This is a genomic window from Salinicola corii (genome assembly GCF_008298015.1).
Classification (GTDB): domain Bacteria; phylum Pseudomonadota; class Gammaproteobacteria; order Pseudomonadales; family Halomonadaceae; genus Salinicola; species Salinicola corii.
Map to the genome: position 1 here is coordinate 19,986 of NZ_VTPX01000021.1, position 22,750 is coordinate 42,735.

The 22,750-nt window shown below is 62.6% G+C and carries 21 protein-coding genes; 20 read left to right on the plus strand and 1 reads right to left on the minus strand.

Going from position 1 to position 22,750, the window contains the following annotated elements; translation table 11 throughout:
* Nucleotides 1-206 precede the first annotated feature (206 nt).
* The 14 genes from F0A16_RS20620 to F0A16_RS20680 all read left to right on the plus strand — a co-directional run bounded on the left by F0A16_RS20620 (nt 207) and on the right by F0A16_RS20680 (nt 10,901).
* Nucleotides 207-701, plus strand: coding sequence for a terminase small subunit (locus tag F0A16_RS20620; RefSeq protein ID WP_149437793.1), 495 nt, complete (start codon nt 207-209; stop codon nt 699-701).
* The gene (locus F0A16_RS20625) at nt 676-2,649 is read left to right on the plus strand and encodes a phage terminase large subunit family protein (protein WP_149437795.1); all 1,974 of its coding nucleotides are present in this window, start codon (nt 676-678) and stop codon (nt 2,647-2,649) included. Before F0A16_RS20620 ends, F0A16_RS20625 begins: the two co-directional genes overlap by 26 nt.
* On the plus strand, nt 2,646-2,864 hold the full coding sequence (locus tag F0A16_RS20630) for a hypothetical protein (protein ID WP_149437798.1): 219 nt from the start codon (nt 2,646-2,648) through the stop codon (nt 2,862-2,864). The genes F0A16_RS20625 and F0A16_RS20630 overlap by 4 nt, the downstream gene beginning before the upstream one ends.
* Nucleotides 2,857-4,452: a phage portal protein gene (locus F0A16_RS20635; protein ID WP_149437800.1), complete on the plus strand. Its 1,596-nt coding sequence runs from the start codon at nt 2,857-2,859 to the stop codon at nt 4,450-4,452. Before F0A16_RS20630 ends, F0A16_RS20635 begins: the two co-directional genes overlap by 8 nt.
* A 25-nt stretch (nt 4,453-4,477) precedes the next feature.
* Nucleotides 4,478-6,529, plus strand: a complete 2,052-nt coding sequence (locus F0A16_RS20640) for a ClpP-like prohead protease/major capsid protein fusion protein (protein WP_223119847.1) — start codon at nt 4,478-4,480, stop codon at nt 6,527-6,529.
* Nucleotides 6,530-6,645: 116 nt separating this feature from the next.
* Entirely contained in the window at nt 6,646-6,993 is a 348-nt protein-coding gene (locus F0A16_RS20645) for a DUF2190 family protein (protein WP_149437802.1), read from the plus strand.
* Nucleotides 6,993-7,301 carry a head-tail joining protein gene (locus F0A16_RS20650; protein ID WP_149437804.1) on the plus strand — a complete coding sequence of 103 codons (309 nt, stop codon included), beginning with the start codon at nt 6,993-6,995 and terminating at the stop codon, nt 7,299-7,301. Before F0A16_RS20645 ends, F0A16_RS20650 begins: the two co-directional genes overlap by 1 nt.
* Nucleotides 7,298-7,873 (plus strand): hypothetical protein, encoded by a 576-nt coding sequence (locus tag F0A16_RS20655; RefSeq protein WP_149437806.1) that lies wholly within the window; start codon nt 7,298-7,300, stop codon nt 7,871-7,873. The genes F0A16_RS20650 and F0A16_RS20655 overlap by 4 nt, the downstream gene beginning before the upstream one ends.
* Complete coding sequence (locus F0A16_RS20660) at nt 7,870-8,277, plus strand: phage tail terminator protein (protein ID WP_149437808.1); 408 nt, start codon at nt 7,870-7,872, stop codon at nt 8,275-8,277. Before F0A16_RS20655 ends, F0A16_RS20660 begins: the two co-directional genes overlap by 4 nt.
* A 14-nt stretch (nt 8,278-8,291) precedes the next feature.
* Entirely contained in the window at nt 8,292-8,462 is a 171-nt protein-coding gene (locus F0A16_RS21825) for a hypothetical protein (protein ID WP_187776097.1), read from the plus strand.
* Nucleotides 8,449-9,381: a phage tail tube protein gene (locus F0A16_RS20665; RefSeq protein WP_149437810.1), complete on the plus strand. Its 933-nt coding sequence runs from the start codon at nt 8,449-8,451 to the stop codon at nt 9,379-9,381. Before F0A16_RS21825 ends, F0A16_RS20665 begins: the two co-directional genes overlap by 14 nt.
* A 17-nt stretch (nt 9,382-9,398) precedes the next feature.
* On the plus strand, nt 9,399-9,740 hold the full coding sequence (locus F0A16_RS20670) for a hypothetical protein (RefSeq protein WP_149437812.1): 342 nt from the start codon (nt 9,399-9,401) through the stop codon (nt 9,738-9,740).
* Nucleotides 9,741-9,823: 83 nt separating this feature from the next.
* Nucleotides 9,824-10,078, plus strand: coding sequence for a DUF1799 domain-containing protein (locus F0A16_RS21830; protein WP_187776098.1), 255 nt, complete (start codon nt 9,824-9,826; stop codon nt 10,076-10,078).
* Between the two features lie 73 nt (nt 10,079-10,151).
* Nucleotides 10,152-10,901, plus strand: a complete 750-nt coding sequence (locus tag F0A16_RS20680; RefSeq protein ID WP_149437816.1) for a hypothetical protein — start codon at nt 10,152-10,154, stop codon at nt 10,899-10,901.
* A gap of 8 nt (nt 10,902-10,909) precedes the next feature.
* Here the strand turns inward: F0A16_RS20680 and F0A16_RS20685 are convergent, their stop codons facing one another.
* Nucleotides 10,910-11,323, minus strand: coding sequence for a hypothetical protein (locus F0A16_RS20685; RefSeq protein ID WP_149437818.1), 414 nt, complete (start codon nt 11,321-11,323; stop codon nt 10,910-10,912).
* A 71-nt stretch (nt 11,324-11,394) separates the two neighbouring features.
* On the opposite strand from F0A16_RS20685, the gene F0A16_RS20690 reads away from it, so the two are divergent.
* From F0A16_RS20690 to gpJ, 6 genes are all read left to right on the plus strand, one after another.
* Nucleotides 11,395-14,637 carry a coiled-coil domain-containing protein gene (locus F0A16_RS20690; protein ID WP_149437820.1) on the plus strand — a complete coding sequence of 1,081 codons (3,243 nt, stop codon included), beginning with the start codon at nt 11,395-11,397 and terminating at the stop codon, nt 14,635-14,637.
* A gap of 9 nt (nt 14,638-14,646) precedes the next feature.
* Nucleotides 14,647-14,985 (plus strand): phage tail protein, encoded by a 339-nt coding sequence (locus tag F0A16_RS20695; RefSeq protein WP_149437822.1) that lies wholly within the window; start codon nt 14,647-14,649, stop codon nt 14,983-14,985.
* A complete protein-coding gene (locus F0A16_RS20700) occupies nt 14,982-15,701 on the plus strand; it encodes a phage minor tail protein L (protein ID WP_149437823.1) in 720 nt (239 codons plus the stop codon). Before F0A16_RS20695 ends, F0A16_RS20700 begins: the two co-directional genes overlap by 4 nt.
* A 295-nt stretch (nt 15,702-15,996) precedes the next feature.
* Entirely contained in the window at nt 15,997-16,725 is a 729-nt protein-coding gene (locus tag F0A16_RS20705) for an NlpC/P60 family protein (protein ID WP_149437825.1), read from the plus strand.
* A gap of 2 nt (nt 16,726-16,727) precedes the next feature.
* On the plus strand, nt 16,728-17,336 hold the full coding sequence (locus F0A16_RS20710; RefSeq protein WP_149437827.1) for a tail assembly protein: 609 nt from the start codon (nt 16,728-16,730) through the stop codon (nt 17,334-17,336).
* A 3-nt stretch (nt 17,337-17,339) separates the two neighbouring features.
* A partial coding sequence (gpJ, locus tag F0A16_RS20715) for a TipJ family phage tail tip protein (RefSeq protein ID WP_149437830.1) occupies nt 17,340-22,750 on the plus strand: 5,411 nt, incomplete at its 3' end.

A 22,750-nucleotide genomic window follows, 5' to 3' on the forward strand; every position in this document is an offset into this window, starting at 1 on the left:
CTTTCGCCGGTCGCTGGAGAGGCCGATTGATGCACTGATTCGGTGCATTTTTTGGTTTGGGTCCTCCCCCACCCCCTACCCGTAGTACGGGGGCAGAGCATCTCGGAATTTGGCTACATACGAAAATTTCCTGAGCCGAGGTTGTTGTTATGTCGAAGGGGAATAAGCCGACCCAGCTTCACCCCGGCTGGCTGAACAAAACCGACATGGCCAAGAGCCTGCGGATTTCTACGCAAGCCTTCGATAAATGGGGCGTCGAGCCGGTGGCCAAGGTCGGGCGGTCGGTCTATTTCGACTGCGCCGCCGTGGTCGAAAGGCGGCTGGCGCATCAGGCCGAAAAGCACCAACCAAGGCCAACCGATGGCGACGAGGAAATCGACCCGTTCATCGAATACAAGTTGGCGGTTGAGCGTCGACGGCTGACTGCCGCTCAGGCAGAGGGGCAAGAGCAGAAAAACGCCATTGCTGCGCGTCAGTCCGTGCCGGCCGAATTCGCCATCTTTGCGCTGTCCCGAACGGGCGCCGAGATCGCGACGATACTCGACACGCTGGCATCGACGATGAAGCGGAAGCACCCCGACCTGGAGGTGCGCCACTTGGAAACGCTCGCGCGGGAACTGAGCAAGGCGCGGAACCTGGCGGCGGGGCTCGACCAACGCCTGCCGGAATTCCTGGATGAGTACATCGACGCCAACACCTGAACAGGTCGACGAGTTCGCCAAAAGCGTGCGCGCCGGCCTGGCTGCGCTCTACAAACCGCCGCCCGTGACAGGCGTCGAGTGGGCTGACGAGAATTTCTACCTGTCGTCGGAATCGAGCTACCACGAGGGCCGCTGGCAGACGCTGCCGTTTCAGCGCGCGATTCTCAACGCGATGACGAACGACCAGATCGAAGTGGTCAACGTCGCCAAGTCGGCCCGCCTCGGTTACACCAAGATGCTGCTGGCGGCGCTGGGGTACTTCGCTGAGCACAAGAAGCGCAACTGTCTGACGTTCTCGCCAACGGACGACGACCGCGACCGCTTCATGAAAACCCACGTCGAGACGATGATTCGCGACGTGGGCGCGGTGCGTGCGCTGGCGCCGTGGTACGGCAAGAAACATCGTGATAACACGATCTCGGCCAAGGTATTCGCCAATGGCAAGCAGCTGATCTGTCACGGTGGTAAGGCGGCTCGGAATTATCGCGAGATCTCGGCGGACGTCGTTATCTACGACGAGCTGGCCGGTTTCGACCGTGACATCGAGAAAGAGGGGACGCCGACCAGTCTGGGCGACAAGCGCCTGGAGGGTGCCACCTACCGCAAGTCTATTCGTGGCTCGACGCTCAAGATCGCCGGCCAGTGCATGATGGAACAAGCCGCCGCCGAAGCACCGGTGCGGCTGCGATTCCACGTCCCGTGCCCGCACTGTGGCGAAGAGCAGGTATTGAAGTGGGGCGACAAAGAGTCGGGCTACGGCATCAAGTGGGACCAGGGTAAGCCGGATACCGCGCACTACCAGTGCGAGCACAACGCGTGCGTGATCCGTCAGCACGAACTGCACGACGAGTCGCGCGAATTCCATATCGGCCAGGGCCGCTATGTCTGCGATGAAACGGGCACCTGGACCCGCGATGGTATCGAGTGGTTCAACGTCGACGACGAGCCTATCGCCACGCCTCGCGCGGTGTCGTTCTACATCTGGACCGCTTACAGCCCGCTGACCACTTGGACTCAAATCGTCTACGACTTTCTGAACGCCAAGGGCGACCCGATCAAGCTCAAGACGTTCGTGAACACGACGCTAGGCGAGACGTGGGACGACACTGCCGGGCAGAAGCTCGACTGGGAAATCCTCCATAGCCGTCGCGAGGTATTCCCCGAAGTACCCGATCGGGCGGTGGGGTTGTTCGGTGGCATCGATACGCAGGACGACCGTTACGAAGGGCGCGTCTATGCCTACGGCGCGCAGGAAGAATCGTGGCTGATCGACCGCTGGATCATCTACGGCGACCCCGCTGGCGCCGAGCTGCTGCGCAAGGTCGGCGAGCGGATGCACAAAATCTACTCCCGGGCGGACGGCTCCCGCATGACAGTCGTTCGGTGGTGTTGGGATTCCGGTGGCCACTACACCGACGAGGTCTACAAGGCGTCGAAGCGCCACGGCATTCAGTGGGTCATCCCGACCAGGGGGGCGAACGTCTACGGCAAACCGATCCAGAACTTCCCGCGCAAGCGCAACAGCAAGGGCGTTTTCCTGACCGAGATTGGAACCGATAACGCCAAGGAATTGATCTTCAATCGCCTACAGATCCAGCCCAATGCCGGTGAGCCGGTCCCTGGCTGCATTCACCTGCCGGCGAACGACGCCATCTGTGACAGCGACGAGGTTAAGCAGATCACCGCCGAGATCAAAGTGCGGAAGATCGTCCAGGGCCGTGCCGTCTATCGCTGGGATTCAGGCGGGCGGCGTAACGAAGGTCTCGACTGTGCGGTGCTGGCGCTGGCCGCGTTGCGGATCTCGCAGGAGCGTTTTGGATTCGATCTCGATGGCCCGGTTGCCGTTGCACCGGATGACGACGATACACCACCGACACCACCCGCTGCACCACCGCCTGGTGGGGATGGTGGTGGCTGGCTACAGACTCCAGGAGGGGCGTGGGTATGACCCCAGTCCAGCAAGCTCAAGACATGGTCGGCTTCTACATCGAAGCCGAAATGGCGGTGCTGCAAGGCCAGTCGTTCTCGAAGAACGGCCGCACGCTGACCATGGCCAATCTCGCCGAGATCCGAAAGGGGCGGGAATATTGGGAACGCCGCGTCCAGCAGCTCAGAGGGCGCGGTGGCGGCATCTGTAGCTTCGCGAGGTTCGTCGATGAGTAACCGATTCGAACGTGCGATTGCTGCCCTAGCGCCTCAGTGGGGCGCGCGTCGCGCGGCAGCACGGCAGATGTTCAACGCCTACGAAGCCGCCGATAGAACCCGTACGAACAAGGCCAAGGGTTCGGTGCTGAGTGGCGACATGACCGCACAGATCGGAGGCCGTTCGCTGCGCGAGCAGGCCCGCTGGCTGGATGAAAATCACGACCTGGTCACGGGCATCTTTGACCGTCTCGAGGAGCGCATCGTCGGGGCTGACGGCATGGGCGTCGAGCCGATTCCGCTAACGCTGGACGGCAAGCGGCATCGAGAACTGGCCAAGCAGCTCAAGGCCGAGTGGGCGGCGTGGTCGCTCAGGCCCGAAACCACCGGCGAGATGACGCGGCCGGAAATGGAGCGACTGGTCGTGCGCAGCTGGTTGCGCGACGGCGAAGTGCTGGCGCAGGAGCTGCGCGGCCGCGTGCCGTTCTACGACCATCTGACCGATGTGCCCTACGCGCTGGAATGCCTCGAAGCGGATTTCATGCCGATCCACTTCGATGATCCAGGTCAGGGGATCTTCGCAGGCATCGAGCGTAATGCCTGGCGCCGCGTCCGGGCGTATCACGTCTACAAGCAGCACCCCGGCGACATGAAGGCGTTTTCGCTGGCCACCAAGCGGGTGCCGGCAGAGAACATGATTCACCTGGCGCACCGCAAGCGCCTGCAGCAGTCGCGGGGGATTTCGGTCCTTCATGCGGTGATCCAGCGGCTGGCGGATCTCAAGGACTACGAAGAGAGCGAGCGCGTTGCGGCCCGCATCGCGGCAGCGATGACGATGTACATCAAGAAGGGCGAGCCCCTGATGTACGGGCAGGATTCTGACAGCCAAAAGTTTCAGCAGGGTTCGCAGCTGCCCAGTGGCGCTCGCTCGATCCCGATCGCACCGGGCATGGTTTTCGATGGGCTGATGCCTGGTGAGGATGTCGGCACGATCCAGTCGAACCGACCCAGCGCGCTGTTGGATGGGTTCCGGGGCGCGATGGTTCGTGCAGTCGCCGCCGGTACGCGCATGGGCTACTCCACGGCGAACCGCGACTACAACGGCACGTACAGCGCCCAGCGTCAGGAACTGGTCGAGGCTCAGCTGGGTTACGACCTGCTGCAAGGCCAGTTCCGGGATCAATGGTCGCGCCGGGTCTATCGCAGCTTTGTCGATATGGCGGTGGCCAGTGGGCGAGTCAGACTGCCGCCAGATCTCGACCGCAGCACGCTCTACAACGCGTTTTATCTCGGTCCGGTCATGCCGTGGATCGATCCCGGCCGCGAAGCGGATGCGTGGGAGCAGCTGGTTTCGGCGGGCTTTGCCGACGAGAGCGAAGTCGCGCGGGCTCGAGGGCGCAACCCGCAGGAGCTAAAACAGAGCCGCGAAGACGAGATCGCGGAGAACCGCGAAAAGGGGCTGGTGTTCAGCTCCGACGCCTATCACGAGAACTACGGAGGCAAGAACGGTGCAGACCAGTACGGCAAAACCAAGCCTGACACTGCCCGCGATCGTAACCGACAGCTTCGCCAGACCGATGGCGATGACGGCAACGACAACGGCAATTGACCAGGTCGGAAATCAGACGTGGTACATGATCCGCGCCGTCGCCCAAGGCGTCGCCGAGATCGCCATCTATGACGAGATTGGCGCCTGGGGCGTGACCGCCAAACAGTTCTCGCAGGATCTCAAAGCCATGGGTGACGTGCAGACCATCAACCTGCACATTCATAGCCCCGGCGGTGACGTGTTCGAAGGCATGGCGATCTATAACCTGCTCGCCAACCACCCCGCGACGATCAACGTCTATATCGACGGGCTGGCGGCGTCGATGGCCTCGGTCATCGCGATGGTGGGGAACACCGTCTACATCCCCGAAAACGCCATGATCATGATCCACAAGCCGTGGGGCATTCAGGGTGGTAATTCCGACGACATGCGCCGTTATGCGGAGCTGCTCGACAAGGTCGAGTCCACGCTGCTGACGGCGTACACGAAGAAGACCGGCAAGACCGAGGACGAGATCCGCAGCTGGCTCGCGGCCGAGACTTGGTTATCCGGTCCCGAAGCGGTGGAGCACGGCTTCGCCGATCAACTGGTGGAGCCGCTGGCCATGGCGGCATCGCTCAAATCGAAACGACTGCAGGAGTTCGAGCACATGCCCGATGCATTGAAAAATCTCATGGGGCCGCGTGCCCAAGGTAGTCAGCCCAATGGCGGACAACCCCACGCCGGGCAGCCGCAGGGCGGCCAACCTCAAGGCGGTGAACCGCAGGCTAGCGCGCCTACTGGCGGCCAAGGCGATGGCGCACAGCCTCAAGGTAGCGCCCCGGTCGGTGTCCAGTCGCAGGGTGGCGGTCAGTCTGCGCCGACCATGCAGCAGTTCCAGGAACAGGAGCGCGCCCGCCGCGATGCAGTTCGCGCCGTGTTCCAGGCGTTCCCGCAGCACAACGCGCTGCGCGACACACTGCTGGATGACATGAACGTCAACGCCGAGGCCGCACAAGAGCAGTTGCTGGCAAAGCTCGGTGCTAATACCGAGCCGACCGCGCCGAAACGTACCGATCACGGCGTGCATGCCGGCAACGGCAACATCGTCGGCGACGGTATCCGCAATGCCATCTCGGCCCGTGTCCAGTTGGACGAGCTGGAGAAGGACAACGCCTATGCTGGTATGACGCTGATGGAGATGGCGCGCGCCTCTCTGACCGAGCGTGGCGTGGGGATTGCCAGCCTGGGCGGTGACCGCATGTCGATTGCGGGCGCGGCGTTCACGCACACCTCGAGCGACTTCGGCCACCTGCTGGCGGACGTGGCACGTCGTCAGATGCTCAAGGGCTACGACGAGGCCGAAGAGACGTTCCAGAAGTGGACCGCTCAGGGCAGTCTGCCTGACTTCCGTCCGATGCAGCGAGTCGACCTGACCACCTTCCCGTCGCTGCGCAAGGTTCGCGAGGGGGCGGAGTACAAATACGCGAGCATTGGTGATCGCGGCGAACAGATCGTGTTGGCCACCTACGGTGAACTGCTGAGCATCACTCGTCAGGCGATCATCAATGATGACCTGGCGGCGCTGCAGCGTATCCCGCGCATGATGGGCCGCGCCGCAATCCGTACCGTCGGCGACCTGGTCTATGCGCTGCTGGGCTCCAACCCGACGATGGGCGACAACAAGAAGCTGTTCAGTGCCGATCGCGGCAACCAGCTGCCGGCTGGCGCGCTCTCCATTGCTCGGATCGATCAGGCCAAGACGATGATGGGGCTGCAAAAGGAAGGCAACGCCACACTGAATATCCGGCCTAAGTATCACCTGACGCCGATCTCGATGGAGTCCACGACCAAAGCGCTCTATGCCGCCGAGTTCGATCCGGCAATGGCCGAAGCTCGTGTCCCCAACCCGGTGCGCGGTATGACCGAAGTAATTGCGGATGCGCGTCTCGACGATCAGAGCAAAACGACCAGCTACATGGCCGCCGATCCGAACCAGTTCGACACCATCGAAGTGGCCTATCTGGACGGCAACAGTTCGCCGTATCTGGAGCAGCAGCAGGGCTTCACGGTCGATGGCGCTGTGTTCAAGGTTCGCATGGATGCCGGTGTCGCCCCGCTCAGCTATCGCACGCTGGTGAAGCTGCCGGGCAACTGATTGGCAGCGTAATCCCTCGCGCCCACCGATGACCGCCGCCGGCGGTTTTTTTGTGGGCGCGATTCTTTAAGCGTGACTTTGTCACGCCTAAGACTTCCCTAACAGGAGAGCCAACCATGGCTAAGAATTTCAACGGTAGCGGCAAGACGCTAACCATGATCGCACCGGCGGGCGGCGTGACGTCCGGCATCCCCGTAGTGCTTGGCGCGCTGGTGTTGGTGCCGCTCGATAGCGCCGCCGAGGGCGAAGAGTTCGTCGGGCATACCTACGGCGAGTGGAAAGACGTTCCCTGCGCATCCGGCCTCGTTGCTGGTGCCAGCGTCTCGATGCTCGATGACGAGATGGTTGCAGCCGGCGCCGCCGATAGTGCTGGCCCGATCGGTGCGCTCACCACCGACGCAGCCGACGGCGTCGCGACGGTGTTCATCGTCCAAGGTCTGGTCAGCGTCGCCAGCGGCGCGTAATGAGTCGCTTTGCCAGGGCGATGACGCGGGCTAACCGCGTCCTCGCCGAGACTCTATCCGACGGTCTGGCCACGTACCGCCACGCCAACGGCGAAACGGTCGAGGGCGTGCCGTACGAGCTGGATCTGTCATTCGAGGTGTATCGCGAGGGCGACCAGCTACCCAGCTACGTGAAGGCGATCGAAGTGCCAGTGTCACTGGTGCCGAAGCACCAGCGCGGCGACGAGATCGTGATCGACGGCAAGACCTGGGAGGTGTTGTCCACGCTCACCGACGATGGCGATTTTCGCCAACTGGAGATCGGATGATCGAGTACAAGCACGACATCAACCGGCTGCAGAAGCTGAGAAACCGGTTCGACGAGAAGATCGTCGAGAAGGCGCTGCGGCAGTCGACGGCGACGGCGACGAGCCGCGTGCGGACCTACATCTCGCGCGAGGTTCGCGGCGTCTATCCGCTGCGTGCCAAGGATCTCAACGGCAAGGTCCAGATTCGGAAGTATCGACAGATGGCAACGCGGGCGCTGGTGTACATCGGTGGGCGCCTGCCGCTGTCTACGTTCAAGCCGACCACTCGCAAGGCCAAGGTCGTCGCGACCAGTCGTCGCGGTAAGCAGTTCAAGACGACGCGCCAGCGCGTGTCTGTTCGGGTCCGGAAGGACAAGGGCCGACAGGTCGTGCGAGGTGGCTGGTACGCCAAGGGCGAGGTGATGCGGCGCGCCAAGGATGGGTCGGCGCGAACGCAGTATGGCCCGTCGATTCCCGGCATGGTGGCGCACGAATCGGTCATCACTGGGGCCACGAATGTTGCACGTGAAGTGCTGCCGCGTGAGTTCTCGCGGCGCATGGAAGTGCTGCTCGAGGAGGAAGGCAAAGGATGAGCGAGATTGCCAGTGGCGACGACCTCACGCTGGATGTGATCGACCGCCTGCACGCGGAGTGCCCCTTGCTGCAGAGCGTCAACGAAGCCTGGTTCGCCGAGCCGATCGACGACCTAAGCGAAGAGCTGCCGGCGGCGTTCGTCTATCTGGACAGCGATACCGCCGAGGGTGGCGCGGAGACGCTACGCCCGGTGCAGGCGGCGACGCAGATGTATGGCGTGTGGCTGGTCGCGCCCCGGGACCAGTTCCGGGAGCTTCGCAAGCAGGTGCGAGCCGCGCTGTTCGCCCACGATTTCAGCCCCTACCACGACCCGATGGAATATCGCAGCGGCCAGCAGGCGGACGTGAAGGGCCGCTATGTCTGGTGGCTCGAGATGTGGTCGACCGATACCCACATTCGCTAACGCGAGGTAACCCCATGCCCGCAAGATCCGGCGGCAGCTACGTGCTGCGGCGCGGCAAGACCGTGCTGAAAGAATTCAGCGGGGGAAAGAAATCCGCCCAGCTGCAGGCGGAACCCCAGGACGCGCCGGTAACGGCCGTCGAACCCGAACCCACTCAGGAGCCCGACGCCGATGAAGACGCGTAAAAAACTGCTGCTCGTTGCCCCGGAGGTCACCTACGGTGCCGGCGCGGATATTGCCGACGCGGTGCTGATCATCGCCTCGGAGCTGGATTCCAGTCCCTACGAGGGCGATACCGTCACGCGTGATCGACTTCGCCAGACGTTCGGCGCCGTCGCCCAGGCCAACGCCGCACCCTACACCACCGTGACCGCCACGGTGCCGGCCGCTGGGTCCGGTACGCCCGGTGTCGCGCCTAACTATGGGCTGCTGCTGCGTGCCTGTTCGATGTCGGAAATCATCGAAGAGGGCGTTTCCGTCACCTACCAGCCGGTGACGGATGACGCCGAGTCGGTATGTGTCTGGTTCGTGGAAGATGGCCAACTGCAGAAAGTGCCGGGCGTACGCGGCACGGTGGAATGGTCATTCACCGCCAAGCAGTACCCGACGATGTCGTTTACGTTCACCGGCTTCTACTCGCGACCCGAGGCGCTGACGGAGGCGATCAACAAAACGCCCGAGAACATCGCCGAAGAGTTCGTGGTGAACAAGCAGAACACGCCGGGCCGCAGCGTCCATGGTTACGAGGGCTGCCTGCAGTCGCTGAGTCTCAATATCGGCAACACCGTCAACTACCGCGCCCTAGTGGGCTGCGAGAGCGTGCAGGTGACCGATCGCGAGAGCACCGGCAGCGTCGAGATCGAAGCGCCGAACATCGCCACGAAGAACTACTTCGAGGCGATCGAAAGCCACCAGGCGATCACGCTCGAGCCGGTCTCGCTGACCCACGGCACCGTCGCCGGCAATACGATCACGGTCGCCGCGCCCAAGGTGCAGTTGGCCACGCTGAGCCGCAGTGACAGCGATGGCATCGTTCACTACTCGATGGATATGCGTCTGAACCCCGATCAGGGCGATGACGAGTTCACCATCAAATACACCTGAGCTGCGGGAGAGCGAGCATGTTCGTCAAGAAAGAGATCAGCACCATTACGGTCGACGTGACCATCGTCGACCCCGAAACCGGCGAGCCGAACAGCTGTCAGGCTCGCTGGAAGTTGCACCCGGTCGATGCTAGCGAGACGAAGATCGCCGAAATCAACGCCGGCAACATCAGTGACGAGCAGCTGGTCGAGGCCGACCTGATCGAGCTGCTGGGCATCACCGACGAAAAGGGCAAGTCGGTTTCCGACGATGCCGAGCTGCGCGAGTGGTTCCTGAAATGGCCGCACACGCGCGGGCCGTTGATCCGCAGCTGGTTCAACGCCCAGTCGGGGCGCGCGGCGGCCGCACAAAAAAACTAAGAGACCTGGGCCGGCATTGGGCCGGCGCCGGCTCAGGTGGCAAGAACGAGCTGGCCAGCGACGCCGAGATCCTCGGTGTTTCGTTGCCTGAGACATATTTTGAGCCGGAGACCTGCGACTGCTGGCCCGAACACTGGGACGCGCTGCAGGTGTTCCTCGCCTGCGGCACCCAGTGGCGGACCATCGCCGGCGCCAAATCGATCATCTATCAGGCGCTGGACTACACGGCGGTCTATGGCCACCCACGGTATGCTCGGCTCGACTACGACGAGCAGGAGCGGCGTCTAGCCCAGGTGCAGGAGATCGAGCGCGGGGCGTTGGAGGTGATCAACGACTGATTATTGCCAATTAATCTGGATCGTGGCCTATTGTTACCTTAACGACACAAAGCGTCACGGGCAGGGGGGGCTGATGGATTGGGATTATTTCCGAGCCGACGATGGCGGGTTCAAGCTGAAACGCTTGCCACCGCTAAAAGCACCGATCAAGGTCAAAGATGAAACTGATCTCTCGGACTGGCGTGGCGACTTTCGAGGCCTGAGCTTCGATAGAGGACTGCGAGAGTACCGGGATCTGTTCGGTGCCTTCATGTACGAGATCGATTATGAAGATGTTGCGGACGCCTTTAATCGTCTGTCGGCCAAGGATCTCGGCGAGCTGGGTGTCTTCGCCAAGCATTACGGCGTTGTTTGTGACTTCTATCTAGATGCCAGCAGTGGAGAAGATGAGTTTATAACTGATCTTGGCCGTCTCACCGAAGAGAAGCTGTTGAAATCTGGCTTTGCCAGAAAGTGCTACCCCGAAAACGTGGAAGAGTGGGGCGATGCGCTGATGCAGTACAAGATGCCCGAGCTGAAGCAGATTGCCGCGTCAGCGGGTATCGAGACCAAGGGGGTGCTGAAGGGTGCTCTGTGTCAGACGTTGGCGAGTGCCGGACATGCTGGCAACAGCCATGTTCCCAAACCCGCTTATCCGGGGGTTAGGGCTGAAAAGCTGGTGATAGCCGCGCTGGACAACTGGCATCGAGAGTTCGTCGAGAGCTTGAGCCAAGCGCTTGACGAATATCCGCCGGAATACAAAGCGAGAGTTATGGAAGACGTCTGCTCTGATATGGACGACGAGGTGGTGCCGAGTTCGATAACCGGGCGCTATATCAGTTGAGACGGCCGTTATCTTTTCGCCGCACTCTCTGCCTTGATCTCGGCGACGCGGGCTTTGACTCTGGCTCGTTTCTCCTCGGTTGTTTCCATGTTGCGCTCGAAGTTGTTGGGCGACTCTGGTTTCTTGGGCTGCATGGCTCGGCTCTCTCTCTGCGCTTTATTGATCCTCGCCAGCGCAGCGTCGGTATCGTACGACGGTCGCGCGGCGTGATCTCGATCCCGCTTGTTGAAAAACAGCGCGAGCAAAGCTACTGCGACAACGGCAGTTGAACCAATGAAAACGGTCAGCCAGCCATAAGTGTCGACGATGTAGATGAACACGCCGATGAAGGCGGCGATGGCGATGAACTTCATCACGCTGGGCAGTAGACCGGCCATGATAAGAAGTACCAGCAGTATCGCGAAAAGTAGAAAGACCACCATTTCACATCTCCCAATTTGCGTACGAAAAGCCGCCTTTGAGCGGTTTTTTGTGCCTATTTGTTGAGGCTTCCATGGCCAAGAAATTCGAGACCGCGATCGTCATATCCGGCGATGGCCAGGGTGGCGTGCGCGCGATCAAGGCCAACCGCGAAGAGCTGGACAAATACTCGAAGAGCGTAGAAACCAGCGGTACCCGTACACGCTCGTTCGCCCGCGATGTCGACTCCAGCTCGCGAGAGCTGGACATTCTCAAGGGCTCCGCGAAAACCGCCGGCGCTGCGATTATCGGTGCGTTCGCTGTAGGAAACCTGCGCGGCCAGGCGAAGATGATCGCCGATACCCAATCGTTAGCGCAAACGTTGGAAGTCAGTACCGGCACGTTGCAGGCGTGGCAGTATGCCGGCCAACAGGCTGGACTCGAGGCGGATAAAGTCGGCGATATCTTCAAGGATGTCTCCGACAAGATCGGCGACTTTGCCGCTACCGGTGGTGGTGAAGCAGCCGACCTTTTCAATAATCTGAACCTCAACGTCAAAGAGCTGCAGCGGCTCTCACCGGATCAGCAGATACTCAAGATTGCCGAGGCGGTCAACCAGTTGGAAGATCCCAGCCAGCGGACATTTTATTTCGAGTCGCTGGCTGACGAGATGTCGCGCCTTGGACCGTTACTTGCTAACGGCGCTGCCGGGCTGCGTCAGCAGATGCAGGCGGCGCGGGAGCTGGGCGTGGCGATGGACGACGTCGACGTCCAGAACGCTGTCGCCGCTAATCGCGCCATGATCCAACTGGGCGGCTCCATCGAGGGTGTGACAAATCAGCTAATTTCGGATCTTGGCCCGGGGCTTGCCGATGCGGCTAGCAACATGGCTGCGTTTGTTCGTGACGCTGGCGGGGCGGATGAAATCCTTGATGACATCGCCCACGCTGCGACGTTGCTGGCGGCTCTCTATGCCGGCAAGTTCGCCAAGGGTATTGGCGAGGCAACGGTTAAAACGTTGGCCAACATCAAGGCCAACGTTGCCCAGGCACAGGCAACCGCGAACGCCAATGCGGCGGAAGCGGGCCGCGTTGCTGCGCTTGCTCGATCTGCAGCCGCTGAAAAGACAGCTGAAGCCAATAGCGCCGCACTGGCTTCTCGTCGGGCGGCGTCGGCGCGGCAGGATGCCGCCTCTGAGGTTGAGCGCGTCAGAGCTTTGCAGGCCTCGCTTGCCGCAGAGAGAGCACTCGAGGCACAGCGTCTACAGTCGCAGATCAGCGCCAAAGGCCGACAGCAGTCACTCGCGCGCTTGGCGGAGCTTCGCCGTACCGAAGCGGCGATGGTCAATCAACTGACGGCCGCCAATACACGCCTGACCGAGGCCGAGCTGGCAGAGGCCTCCGCTGCCCGTGCAGCAACGGCGGCCAAGATCGCGCAGGGTCGAGCCAATACAGCGGCGACCACGGCAGTGACTCAGTACACCGCCGCGACCCGTGTTGCGACTGTGGCCAGCGGAGCAATGGCAACGGCTGGTCGTGCGGCGTCTGCGGCCCTCGGATTGCTCGGCGGTCCGGTCGGTGTGGCGTTCCTCGCCGCCGGAGCGCTCTATACCTTCCGCGAAGAGTTGGGATTCGTCGAAAGCAAATCGTCGGATGCCAAAAAAGAGATCAACCTGCTGACGGGTAATATCCGGGAGCTGACTCAGGCGCAACTCGAAAACGCCAAGGTTCCGATTCTCTCCAATCTGACCGAGGCGAAGTCTCAGGCAGCGGCGCTCTCCAAGGAGGTCGACCGACTCAAGGCTAAAACGCAGTCCGAGAACATCCAGTTCGCCGGCCGCCCCGGCGCGGGACGGGCGCAATTGAGCAAGGCTGAAGCCCAGTTGGCCAAGCTCAAGGATCAGATCGAGCAGGGTGAAAACGCGCTGGCGGATCTCAATAGTCAATCGACCGATTGGTCCGACGGGGTTGTGGTCGAAAACCGCAACCTCAAAGGTCTGATCACGACCTATGACAAACAGCACGCCGAGCTGGTGCAGCTACGTCAGGACCGAGAGGCCATTTCCGCTGCGATCAAGGAAGACCCCGAGCACGCCGAGCAGTATCGCCGCATGCTGGGCAATATCGACGACCAGATCAAAAAGCTGACGACGACGCAGAAGGCCAGCCGCACCGAAGCCCAAAAAGCCGCCGAGCAGCTCAAGAGCCGATACGAGTCGACGGCACAGAGCCTGGCCCAGCAGATCGATCTGATGGGCCAGACCACCAATGCGGCGCGGATCAACTACGAGACCGAGTCGGGCGCCCTTAAGGACCTCAAGCCGGAGCTGAAAGAACAGCTCAGGGACCGCGCCAAGGAGCTGGATCTACTCCAGCGGCGCCAGGATCTGCTCGACAACTACGTCAAGTCGTCGAGCCTTTCCGACCTGTTCGACGCGCGCGACCAGGCACAGCAGATCGGCGGCGCTGAGGGGCGGATTGCCACCCGCAATGTGGGGCAGGCGATTAGTGAGCAGGCGCGCCAGGGCGCCCCGCAGGTGCAAGGACTCGACGCGCAATACTCAGGGGCGTTCGGCGAGGCCAACCGCATCGAGAAAGAGCGCGCCGAGCTGCAGGCGTGGTACGCCGAACGCATCGCGATGTATGAGGATTTCAAATCTGCCGAGGCCGACAAGGCGGCAGAGTACGGCGCGGTGATCGAGGACCTCGAGCGGCAACGGGCCACGCAGCTGCAGCAGATCGACGCGCAGACGCAGCAGGCGCGGTTGGCGGGCTACTCGGATCTGTTCGGCAATATCGCGGACGTCACCAAGACCTTCGCCGGCGAGCAGAGCGGGCTCTACAAGACGATGTTTGCCGCGTCGAAAGCGTTCGCGATCGCTAATTCCATCGTGAAGATCCAGAGCGCGATCGCGGACGCCTCGGCGGCGGGGCCATTCCCGGCGAATCTGGCGGCCATGGCCACGGTCGCGGCGCAAACGGCGAGCATCGTTAGCACTATCTCGTCGACGGGGCTAACCGGTCAGGCCCACGAGGGCATCGATAACACTCGCGCGGGGACCTGGCTGCTCGAGGACAACGAGCGTGTCGTCGACAAGCGTACGAACGCCGATCTCAAGCAGTATCTGAACCGCGCCAACGCGGCCAACCAGAGCCACTACTACGGCGGTAAGGGTGGTGACGTGACGGTGAAGATGTCTGTCACTGTGCAGGCCCAGCCAGGCATGAGCGATGCGGATGCCCGGCGGCAGGGCAAGGCCATCGGCGATCAGGCAGAGGCGCAGATGCGTCAATTCATCATCAAGGAGAAGCGGCCGGGCGGGCTGCTCGCCAGTTAAGGGGAATCGATGGACACGCTACCCGATGTGCCGATGGACTGGGAGCCGCAGATCACTCCCCAGGCCAACGTCGATACGGTGCAGTATGGCGATGGCTACGAGCAGCGCCGGCCCGCTGGTATCAACTACGTGAAGCACCAGGCGAGCGTGCAGTGGTCGTCGCTCACCCGTGACGAGTTCGACCAGGTCTATCCGTTCCTGAAAGATCGTCTCAGCCTGACCCCGTTTCTATGGACCGAGCCGAGCGAGACGACACCACGCCGGTGGATCTGTGACGCGGTGGCCAAGGCAGAGATCAACGCCCGATTTTGGCGTGTATCGGCGACGTTCCGTGAGGTGATGGCATGAACGAGATCATCGCCCGCGAATCGCAGTCGGTGAGTCAGGAGCCGGTGGTGACGCTGTTCGAGATCGATGCGAGGCAGTGGGAGGCGGGCATCCTGCGCTTCACCAATCAGACCGCGCTGGACGGTGGGCCGATCCGGTTCAACGGCTACACGTACACGCCGACGCCGATCACGGCCGACGGCTTCGAGTGGAACGGCAAGGGCACGCTGCCGCAGCCCTCGCTCAGCCTGTCGACGCTCGAGGTGTCGATGGTCTCGATGCTGCTGGCCACCAATGACCTGATTGGCGCGCCGGTGAAGCGTATCCGCACGTTTGCCAACCATCTCGACGATGGTGTCGATCCGGACCCGGAGGCGACGTTCCCGATCGACGAATACCACGTCGAGCAGAAGCCCCAGGAGATCCCCGCGCGGGGAACGCTGGAGTTCACGCTGTCGATCTCGCTCGATCAGCAGGGGCGCAAGATTCCGGCGCGGCAGTGCCTGCGCGACACCTGCACGCATACCTATCGCTACTGGAACGGCTCGCGCTTCGTGTACGAGGGCGTGACCTGCCCTTATACCGGCGCGGCGATGTACGACCAGCAGGGCGCGGCTGTCGACGATGAAACCCAGGACGTGTGCGGTAAGCGCCTCTCTGACTGCCGCGCTCGCTTCGGTGCCAACAATCCACTGCCGACCCGGGCGATGCCTGGGCTGGCCCGTTACAAACAGTGAGGTGATGCCATGTCTCTCAAGAAAGCCTGTCCCTTTTGCGGTGAGGCTGTCCCCATCTTTGGTCCAGCTTTTGAGCGTCATAAGCGTGAGCGTGGACACCGAGACTGGTCGGACATTGTGAACGCCTCTCGGGTCGACACGATTGATCACGCGGCGATTGTCGACCCAGCCAGCAACGAGGTGCTGGGGTGTAGCGGCCCGATCGAGCGCGGCGAGGTTGATGCCTCCCGGATCGAGACGTTGAGAATCGATCCTCTAGTAGTAACCCACGTAACAGTAAAGTTAGGGCGGCTACATGTTTCCGAAACACGTTGACCAGCTGCGCCGCGAGGCGATCGCCGCCTATCCCAATGAGGCGGTCTGGATCATCTATGCCGACGGCGAGTGCCGGCAGTACGCCAACGTGGCCAGCGACCCGGCAACGGCGTTTCGGCTCGACAAGCGCACGCTGGCCCGGGCGACGGCGCGGGGAATTGCCGCGATCGTGCACAGTCATCCGGACGGCCCGGACTGCCCCAGTGAGGCGGACATGCGCGGGCAGCGCGATACCGGCGTGCCGTGGGCCATCGTCAGTACCAACGGGCAGGACGCGACGGCGCCGTTCTACTGGGGCGGCGAGACGCCACGCGCGGATCTCGAGAATCGCCCCTTTCGCCATGGCGTCACCGACTGCTACAGCCTGATCCGTGACTGGTATGCGCTCGAGCTGGGCGTCGATCTGCCGGAGTTCCCGCGCGACTGGGAGTGGTGGCAGCAGGGCGGCGACCTGTATCGGCTCGGGCTCGAGCAGGCCGGGTTCGTCCGCGTCGAGCAGAGCGAGGCCCAGCGCGGCGATATGTTCTTTTGCCAGCTGCGCTCGAAGGTGCCCAACCATGCCGGCGTCTATCTCGGCGACGGCCTGGCGTTTCACCACCTGACGGCGGCCAAGCCTTTCGATCCGACCCGGCGGCCCAAGCGTGAGCCGATCCACCGTTGGCGTGACTTTGTCACGGCCTTCTACCGACACCGCAGCCAGATGGAATAACGATGCGCGAGATTCACTTGCATGGCTCCTTGGGGGACCGCTTCGGCGGTCCCTTTTCGTTGGAGGTTCGCGACCCGGCCGAGGCGGTGCGAGCGCTCTCCTGCCAGCTCGACGGCTTCAAGGACGCAATCCTCGAGGGCCAATGGCAGGTGGTGCGCGGCAGCCTCGACGGCGGGCGGGAGGACAGCGACGAGACGCTGACCATGGGCCTCGGCAACAAGCGCGAGCTACACATTCTGCCGGCCATCGGCGGCGCCAAGGGCGGCGGTGGTAAAGCCATCCTTGGCGTGGCCATGGTCGGCGCCGCCTTCGCCACCGGCGGCCTGTCGCTGGCGGGGACAGCCGCGTTTGGCATCTCGTCCAGCACGCTGGCCATCGCCGGCGGGGCGCTAGCGCTCTCCGGCGTCTCGACGATGTTGGCCACCACCGCGCAGACCGGCAGCTACGAGGACAGCGCCAATGTCGACGAGCGGCCCTCGTTCCTATTCGACGGGCCGGTCAACAACAGCGCCCAGGGGCTGGCCGTGCCCGTCATCTACGGCGAGATCAATACCGGCTCCATCGTCGTGAGTGCCGGCATGAGCGTGGAACAACTACCAGCGGATGAGTAATTCATGGGCGCATTCGAGCACGTAACCGGCCGCAAGGGCGGCGGCAAGAGCGGTGGCGGCAGCGGCCGCGTCGCGCAGGAAGACCCGAACACGCTGCGCTCCAACTCCGTCGCACGAATCATCGACCTGCTGGGTGAAGGGCCCATCGAGGGGCTGGTCGACGGCGCCAAGTCGATCTTCTTCGACGAGACTCCGCTGCGGGCAGACGATGGCTCGTGGAACTTCAGCGGGGTCAACTACGATACCCGCGCCGGGCTGCCCGACCAGGACCACGTTGCCGGGTTCCCGTCAGTCGAGAACGAGACCGAGGTGTCTGCCCAGGTCACGCAGGACACGCCGCTCGTCCGCACGATCAACGACGCCGACACCGATGCCGTGCGCGTGACCGTCCAGGTCCCGGCGCTCACCGAGCAGGACAAGGAGACCGGCGACCTGCACGGTTCCAGCGTCCAGATCGCCATCGATGTGCGACCCAGTGGTGGCAGTTGGTCGACGCGCAAGACTGACACGATCAAGGGCAAGTCGACCAGCCCGTACCAGCGCGGCTATCGCGTCGAGCTGGAAGGCGCTGCGCCGTGGGATATCCGCGTGCGCCGGATCTCCGCCGACAACGACGACGATTCGGCGATTCGCAATGAGACGTACTGGTCGAGCTACACCGCCATCGTCGACGGCAAGTTCATCTACCCGGATTCCGCGCTGATCGCGCTCGAGGTCGACGCTCAGCAGTTCGGCAACTCGATTCCGTCGCGGGCGTATCACGTGCGCGGCCGGCTGGTTAGCGTGCCGGACAACTACGACCCGGCGACCCGAACCTATACCGGCATCTGGTCTGGTGCGTTCCAGCAGGCCTGGACCGATAATCCGGCGTGGATCTTCTACGACCTGGCCATCAATGTGCGCTTCGGCGGGCAGCTCGAGAACGTCGACAAGTGGGCGTTGTACGAGATCGGCCGGTATTGCGACGAGCTGGTGCCCAACGGCTACGGCGCCGACGAGCCGCGCTTCACGATCAATACCGTGATCAATTCGCGCGAGGATGCCTACAAGGTTTTGACGACCTTGGCGGCCGCGTTTCGCGGGATGATGTATTGGGGCACTGGCACGGTCACGGTGGTGCAGGATTCGCCGGCGGCGGACGAGAGCGGGCGGATATTCAGCCAGGCCGATACCCAGGATGGCGAGTTCCGCTATTCGGGTTCGTCGCTCAAGAGCCGCCACACCGTGGCGATGGTGATGTGGAATGACCCGGCGGACAATTATCGTCAGACGCCCGAGGTCGTGGAAGATCCAGCCGGCATCCAGCAATACGGCTGGCGCCAGACCGACGTGACGGCATTCGGATGCACGTCCCGTGGCCAGGCCCGCCGTGTCGGCCTGTGGCTGCTTTACACCGAGCGCGAAGAGACCGAGACGGTCGAGTTTACGCTGGGCCTGGAACACGCCGACATCCGCCCGGGCGAGGTCGTGAAGATCTCCGATCGCTACAAAGCGGGGGCTCGTCTGGGCGGTCGTCTGACCGCCGTGGGGTCCGAGGCGGTCACGCTCGACAAACGCCCGGATGTGGCCAGTGGCAGCGGCTGGAAGCTCTCCGTTCAGATGCCCAATGGCAGTATCGAGACGCGCGACGTCGCCGGATTCGACGACGACCAGGTGACACTTGCCGCCGCGCTCTCGACCGAGCCAATGCCGTACGCCATGTGGATGCTCGCCAGCGAGGATATCCAGCCGCCCCGGTTCCGTGTCGTCGGGGTGAAGGAAGACAGCGACGACCTGACTTACACGGTCACCGCGCTCAAGCACAACCCGAACAAGTTTGCGTTGATCGAGCAGGGGCTGGTGCTGCCCGAGACGCCGACCTCCTTGGTCCCCATTGGCAGGCTGTCGCCGCCCCAGGATATCAACGTCGAGAGCTACACCTATCTGAGCGGCGGTGCCCAGCACCAGGGCCTGTTGATCAGCTGGGTCAAGAGCGGCGATCCGCGCACGCAGTATTACATCGTCAACGTGTTGCCGCCGGGCGAGAACGTCTGGCAGGACGTCGGCTCGACCGACCAAACCTCGCTCGAGTACCGCAACGCGCCCAGCGGCGAGTATCAGATCCGCGTGCGCGCCGTCGACGGTGCCGGCCGGCTCTCGGCATGGTCCGTGCGCGTGACCACGATCAGCTCGTTGTTGCAGCCGCTGCCGCCGACCACGGTCGACGTCGAGACGGCCAACCGCTCGGTGACGTTGATCCCGCGCAGCGACCGTTCGGGCCAGCTCTACGAGTACCGCCGCGCCACCACACCGCTCGAGGGCGACGACGAGATCGAGGCCAACGCCGTCGATCTCGGCCAAGCCACGCAACTCGCCGACACCAACCTGCAGCCCGGTACTCAGTATTACTACTGGGTGCGCGGCGTGAATGCCTATGGCGTTTCGAGCTGGTACCCGGTTCAGGCGAAGACCCGTGAGGAGTTCGAGTCGGAGTGGGCCTACATCGACGAGCAGCTCCGCAAAGACGGTGGCCTGGTCGATCAGCTCGAAAATGGCATCAATGACAATTCGCAGCTGATTGGGCAGGCCCGCGAGGACTTCGAGGATGGACTGGCGGAGGCCAACGCCGGCATCGAGCGGACCGATGCACTGATCGGCGAGATCGGTACCGAGGTCGATCAACTCACGAGCAACGTCGATACCGAGTTGGCAGGCGTCAATCAGCGTATCGGTGCCGCCAATGATCGGATCGATGGCATCGAAACCGATCAGGCTGCCGCCGAGGAAGCGCTGGGCAACCTCGATACCGAGATTGATCAGTTGTCGAGCGACGTCGAAACCGAATTCTCGGGGGTCAACGACCAGATCGCCGATGCCAACCAGCGCATCGACGGGGTGGAATCGATCGCCGAGGGTGCGGATACCAAGGCGGACATTCTCGCCGAGGACGTCTCGACGCTCGACTCGCGGGCCGACGGCCACGACGCGGAGATCTCCGAGACCAATCGTATTGCCCGGCTGAATGGCATGCTCGAGGCGTTCGAGCGTCAAGCGGCGCAGGTGCAGACCGCAGCGGGTAGCGCGGCCTACACCGTCGAGCGCATTCAGCGAATCTCGCAGGGTCAGTCGCTATCACAGGCCACCGAGGAACTGGACGCGCGTCTGAGCGGCAACATTGCCACGGCACGTAGCCAGATCACCACGCTGGTGGATACGACCCAGTCGATCACCGATAGCCTGACCGAGCTGCGCAGCGAGTACGAGGGCACCTCGGCGGAGTTTGATAGCCGGATTACAGCGGTGACGACTCAAGCTCAGGCGATTGCCGATTACGTTCTGAACCTGGAATCCGAGGTAGAGGATGGCTTCGCCACGGTTCAGTCGCGGATCACGACCGTGGCGAATGAGTCCGAGGCGTTGTCTCGGGACATCCGCACGCTGCGTAGCGAATACGAGGGATTCTCCGCCGAGGCCGACCAGCGGCTGACCACGCTGGCGAATGATCAGCAGGCCATGACGCAGTCACTGCAGGCGTTGAGCGCGAGCTACGACGCGTCGACGGCCGACTTCGACGAGCGCATCACGACCCTGGCCGACGAGCAGAAAGCGACGGCGCAGTCACTGTCGCAACTGTCCACGGCCTACGGCGAGACGACGTCGGATTTCGAACAGCGGATCTCGGCGCTGAGTAGTGCGACCGAGGGACTGGTCGAAGAAACCTCGCGCCTCTCTACGCAGCTAGGCAATGCCGAAGCGGCGATCGAGAACGTACGGCGGGTGCAGCGATTCGATGGGCTGTTGTCAGCGTTTGAGCGGCAGGTCTCGCAAGTGCAGACCGCCGCCGGTAGCGCGGCCTACACCGTCGAACGCATTCAGCGAATCTCGCAGGGTGAGTCGCTATCTCAGCAGACCGAGGAGGTTCGCGCTGAGCTGAGCGGCAATCTCGCGACGGCTCGCAGCCAGATCACTGCGCTGGTGAATACGACCCAATCGATCACCGATCAGTTGACCGGACTGCGCAGCGAGTACGACGACACATCGACCGAGTTCGACGATCGCATCACGCTGCTGGCCAGCGAAGCGGAGTCGATCGGCAACCGGCTGACCGCACTGACATCGGAAACCGACCAGAGCCTGGCCGACGTACGATCCACGCTGTCGACGCTCTCCGACGATACCCAGGCTCTCGGGCAGTCTCTGAACACCCTGCGTGCTGAATACGAGGGATTCTCCGCCGAGGCCGATCAGCGGCTGACCGTGCTGGCGAATGATCAGCAGTCGATGTCGCAGTCGCTCTCGCAACTGAGCGCGAGCTACGACGCGTCGACGGCCGACTTCGACGAGCGCATCACGACCCTTGCAGACGAGCAGAAAGCGACGGCGCAATCGCTATCGCAGCTGTCCACGGCCTACGGCGAGACGACGTCGGATTTCGAGCAGCGGATCACGGCGCTGAGCAGCGCAACCGAGGGGCTGGTCGAAGAAGTCTCGAGTCTCTCGACGCAGCTCGGCGACGCCGAAGCGGTGATCGAGAACGTACGTCGCGTGCAGCGATTCGATGGGCTACTGACCGCGTTCCAGTCGTCCGCGACCCAGGTGCAGACCAGTGCCGGGGGCGCGGCGATACGGTTCGACCGCCTGGTGAGTGTCAGCGAGCAGCAGGCGCTGGCCCGGCAGACCGAGGAGGTGAAAACCGAGCTCGGTCAAACGACGTCGAGCCTGCGCTCTGAGCTATCGTCGCTCTCGAGCGAGCAGCAAGCGCTGGCGCAGGATCTACTCGATCTCAATGCCGAACTGGGCGACACGTCGGCCAGCCTTCATTCGGAATTGGCGGCGCTATCGGATGGCGTGAACGCTGTCAGCCAACGGCAGGACGAGTACCGGGTCGAAGTCGATGATCAATTCGCTTCAGTCGAAGACAACATCAGCGCCGTCTATGACCCCGACACCGGGGCCGTCGCCCAGGCGATTACCACGGTCAACGTCAACGGCAAGACCGGCATGCTGGGCCTTCAGGCGTTCGGCGAGGAGATCCAGATCGTCGGCGTCGCCGATGAGTTCGCGATTCTCAACCCGATCTCTGGCGAGCTAGTGACTGCGTTCGTTGTCAGCGACGGCCGGGTCATCATCCCCGAGGCATTGATCGACAGCCTGGTGGTAACGAAGCTGCGCTCGACGAACGGCAATCTGGTGTTCGATGGCAACAAGCTGAAAGCCGACTACATCGATGCCGTCAATCTCAAGGTCAAATGGGCCAACGTCCAGGACATCGTCATCCAGTGGGCCGATATCCAGGGTGTGAAGATCCAGACGGCCGATATCGAAGACGCTGCGGTGACCACGCTTAAAATCGCTGGCCAAGCCGTAACGCTCCCGCAAAGTAACTATCAGGAGGGGAACAGATATTTCAAACGATCAAATACAGGCTCTAGTGG

What these genes read in the sequence shown, in the direction of transcription:
- F0A16_RS20620 (WP_149437793.1), top strand. Translation starts at nt 207, where the DNA reads ATGGCCAAGAGCCTGCGGATTTCTACGCAAGCCTTCGATAAATGGGGC.
- F0A16_RS20625 (WP_149437795.1), top strand. Translation starts at nt 676, where the DNA reads ATGAGTACATCGACGCCAACACCTGAACAGGTCGACGAGTTCGCCAAA.
- F0A16_RS20630 (WP_149437798.1), top strand. Translation starts at nt 2,646, where the DNA reads ATGACCCCAGTCCAGCAAGCTCAAGACATGGTCGGCTTCTACATCGAA.
- F0A16_RS20635 (WP_149437800.1), top strand. Translation starts at nt 2,857, where the DNA reads ATGAGTAACCGATTCGAACGTGCGATTGCTGCCCTAGCGCCTCAGTGG.
- F0A16_RS20640 (WP_223119847.1), top strand. Translation starts at nt 4,478, where the DNA reads ATGATCCGCGCCGTCGCCCAAGGCGTCGCCGAGATCGCCATCTATGAC.
- F0A16_RS20645 (WP_149437802.1), top strand. Translation starts at nt 6,646, where the DNA reads ATGGCTAAGAATTTCAACGGTAGCGGCAAGACGCTAACCATGATCGCA.
- F0A16_RS20650 (WP_149437804.1), top strand. Translation starts at nt 6,993, where the DNA reads ATGAGTCGCTTTGCCAGGGCGATGACGCGGGCTAACCGCGTCCTCGCC.
- F0A16_RS20655 (WP_149437806.1), top strand. Translation starts at nt 7,298, where the DNA reads ATGATCGAGTACAAGCACGACATCAACCGGCTGCAGAAGCTGAGAAAC.
- F0A16_RS20660 (WP_149437808.1), top strand. Translation starts at nt 7,870, where the DNA reads ATGAGCGAGATTGCCAGTGGCGACGACCTCACGCTGGATGTGATCGAC.
- F0A16_RS21825 (WP_187776097.1), top strand. Translation starts at nt 8,292, where the DNA reads ATGCCCGCAAGATCCGGCGGCAGCTACGTGCTGCGGCGCGGCAAGACC.
- F0A16_RS20665 (WP_149437810.1), top strand. Translation starts at nt 8,449, where the DNA reads ATGAAGACGCGTAAAAAACTGCTGCTCGTTGCCCCGGAGGTCACCTAC.
- F0A16_RS20670 (WP_149437812.1), top strand. Translation starts at nt 9,399, where the DNA reads ATGTTCGTCAAGAAAGAGATCAGCACCATTACGGTCGACGTGACCATC.
- F0A16_RS20680 (WP_149437816.1), top strand. Translation starts at nt 10,152, where the DNA reads ATGGATTGGGATTATTTCCGAGCCGACGATGGCGGGTTCAAGCTGAAA.
- F0A16_RS20685 (WP_149437818.1), bottom strand. Translation starts at nt 11,323, where the DNA reads ATGGTGGTCTTTCTACTTTTCGCGATACTGCTGGTACTTCTTATCATG.
- F0A16_RS20690 (WP_149437820.1), top strand. Translation starts at nt 11,395, where the DNA reads ATGGCCAAGAAATTCGAGACCGCGATCGTCATATCCGGCGATGGCCAG.
- F0A16_RS20695 (WP_149437822.1), top strand. Translation starts at nt 14,647, where the DNA reads ATGGACACGCTACCCGATGTGCCGATGGACTGGGAGCCGCAGATCACT.
- F0A16_RS20700 (WP_149437823.1), top strand. Translation starts at nt 14,982, where the DNA reads ATGAACGAGATCATCGCCCGCGAATCGCAGTCGGTGAGTCAGGAGCCG.
- F0A16_RS20705 (WP_149437825.1), top strand. Translation starts at nt 15,997, where the DNA reads ATGTTTCCGAAACACGTTGACCAGCTGCGCCGCGAGGCGATCGCCGCC.
- F0A16_RS20710 (WP_149437827.1), top strand. Translation starts at nt 16,728, where the DNA reads ATGCGCGAGATTCACTTGCATGGCTCCTTGGGGGACCGCTTCGGCGGT.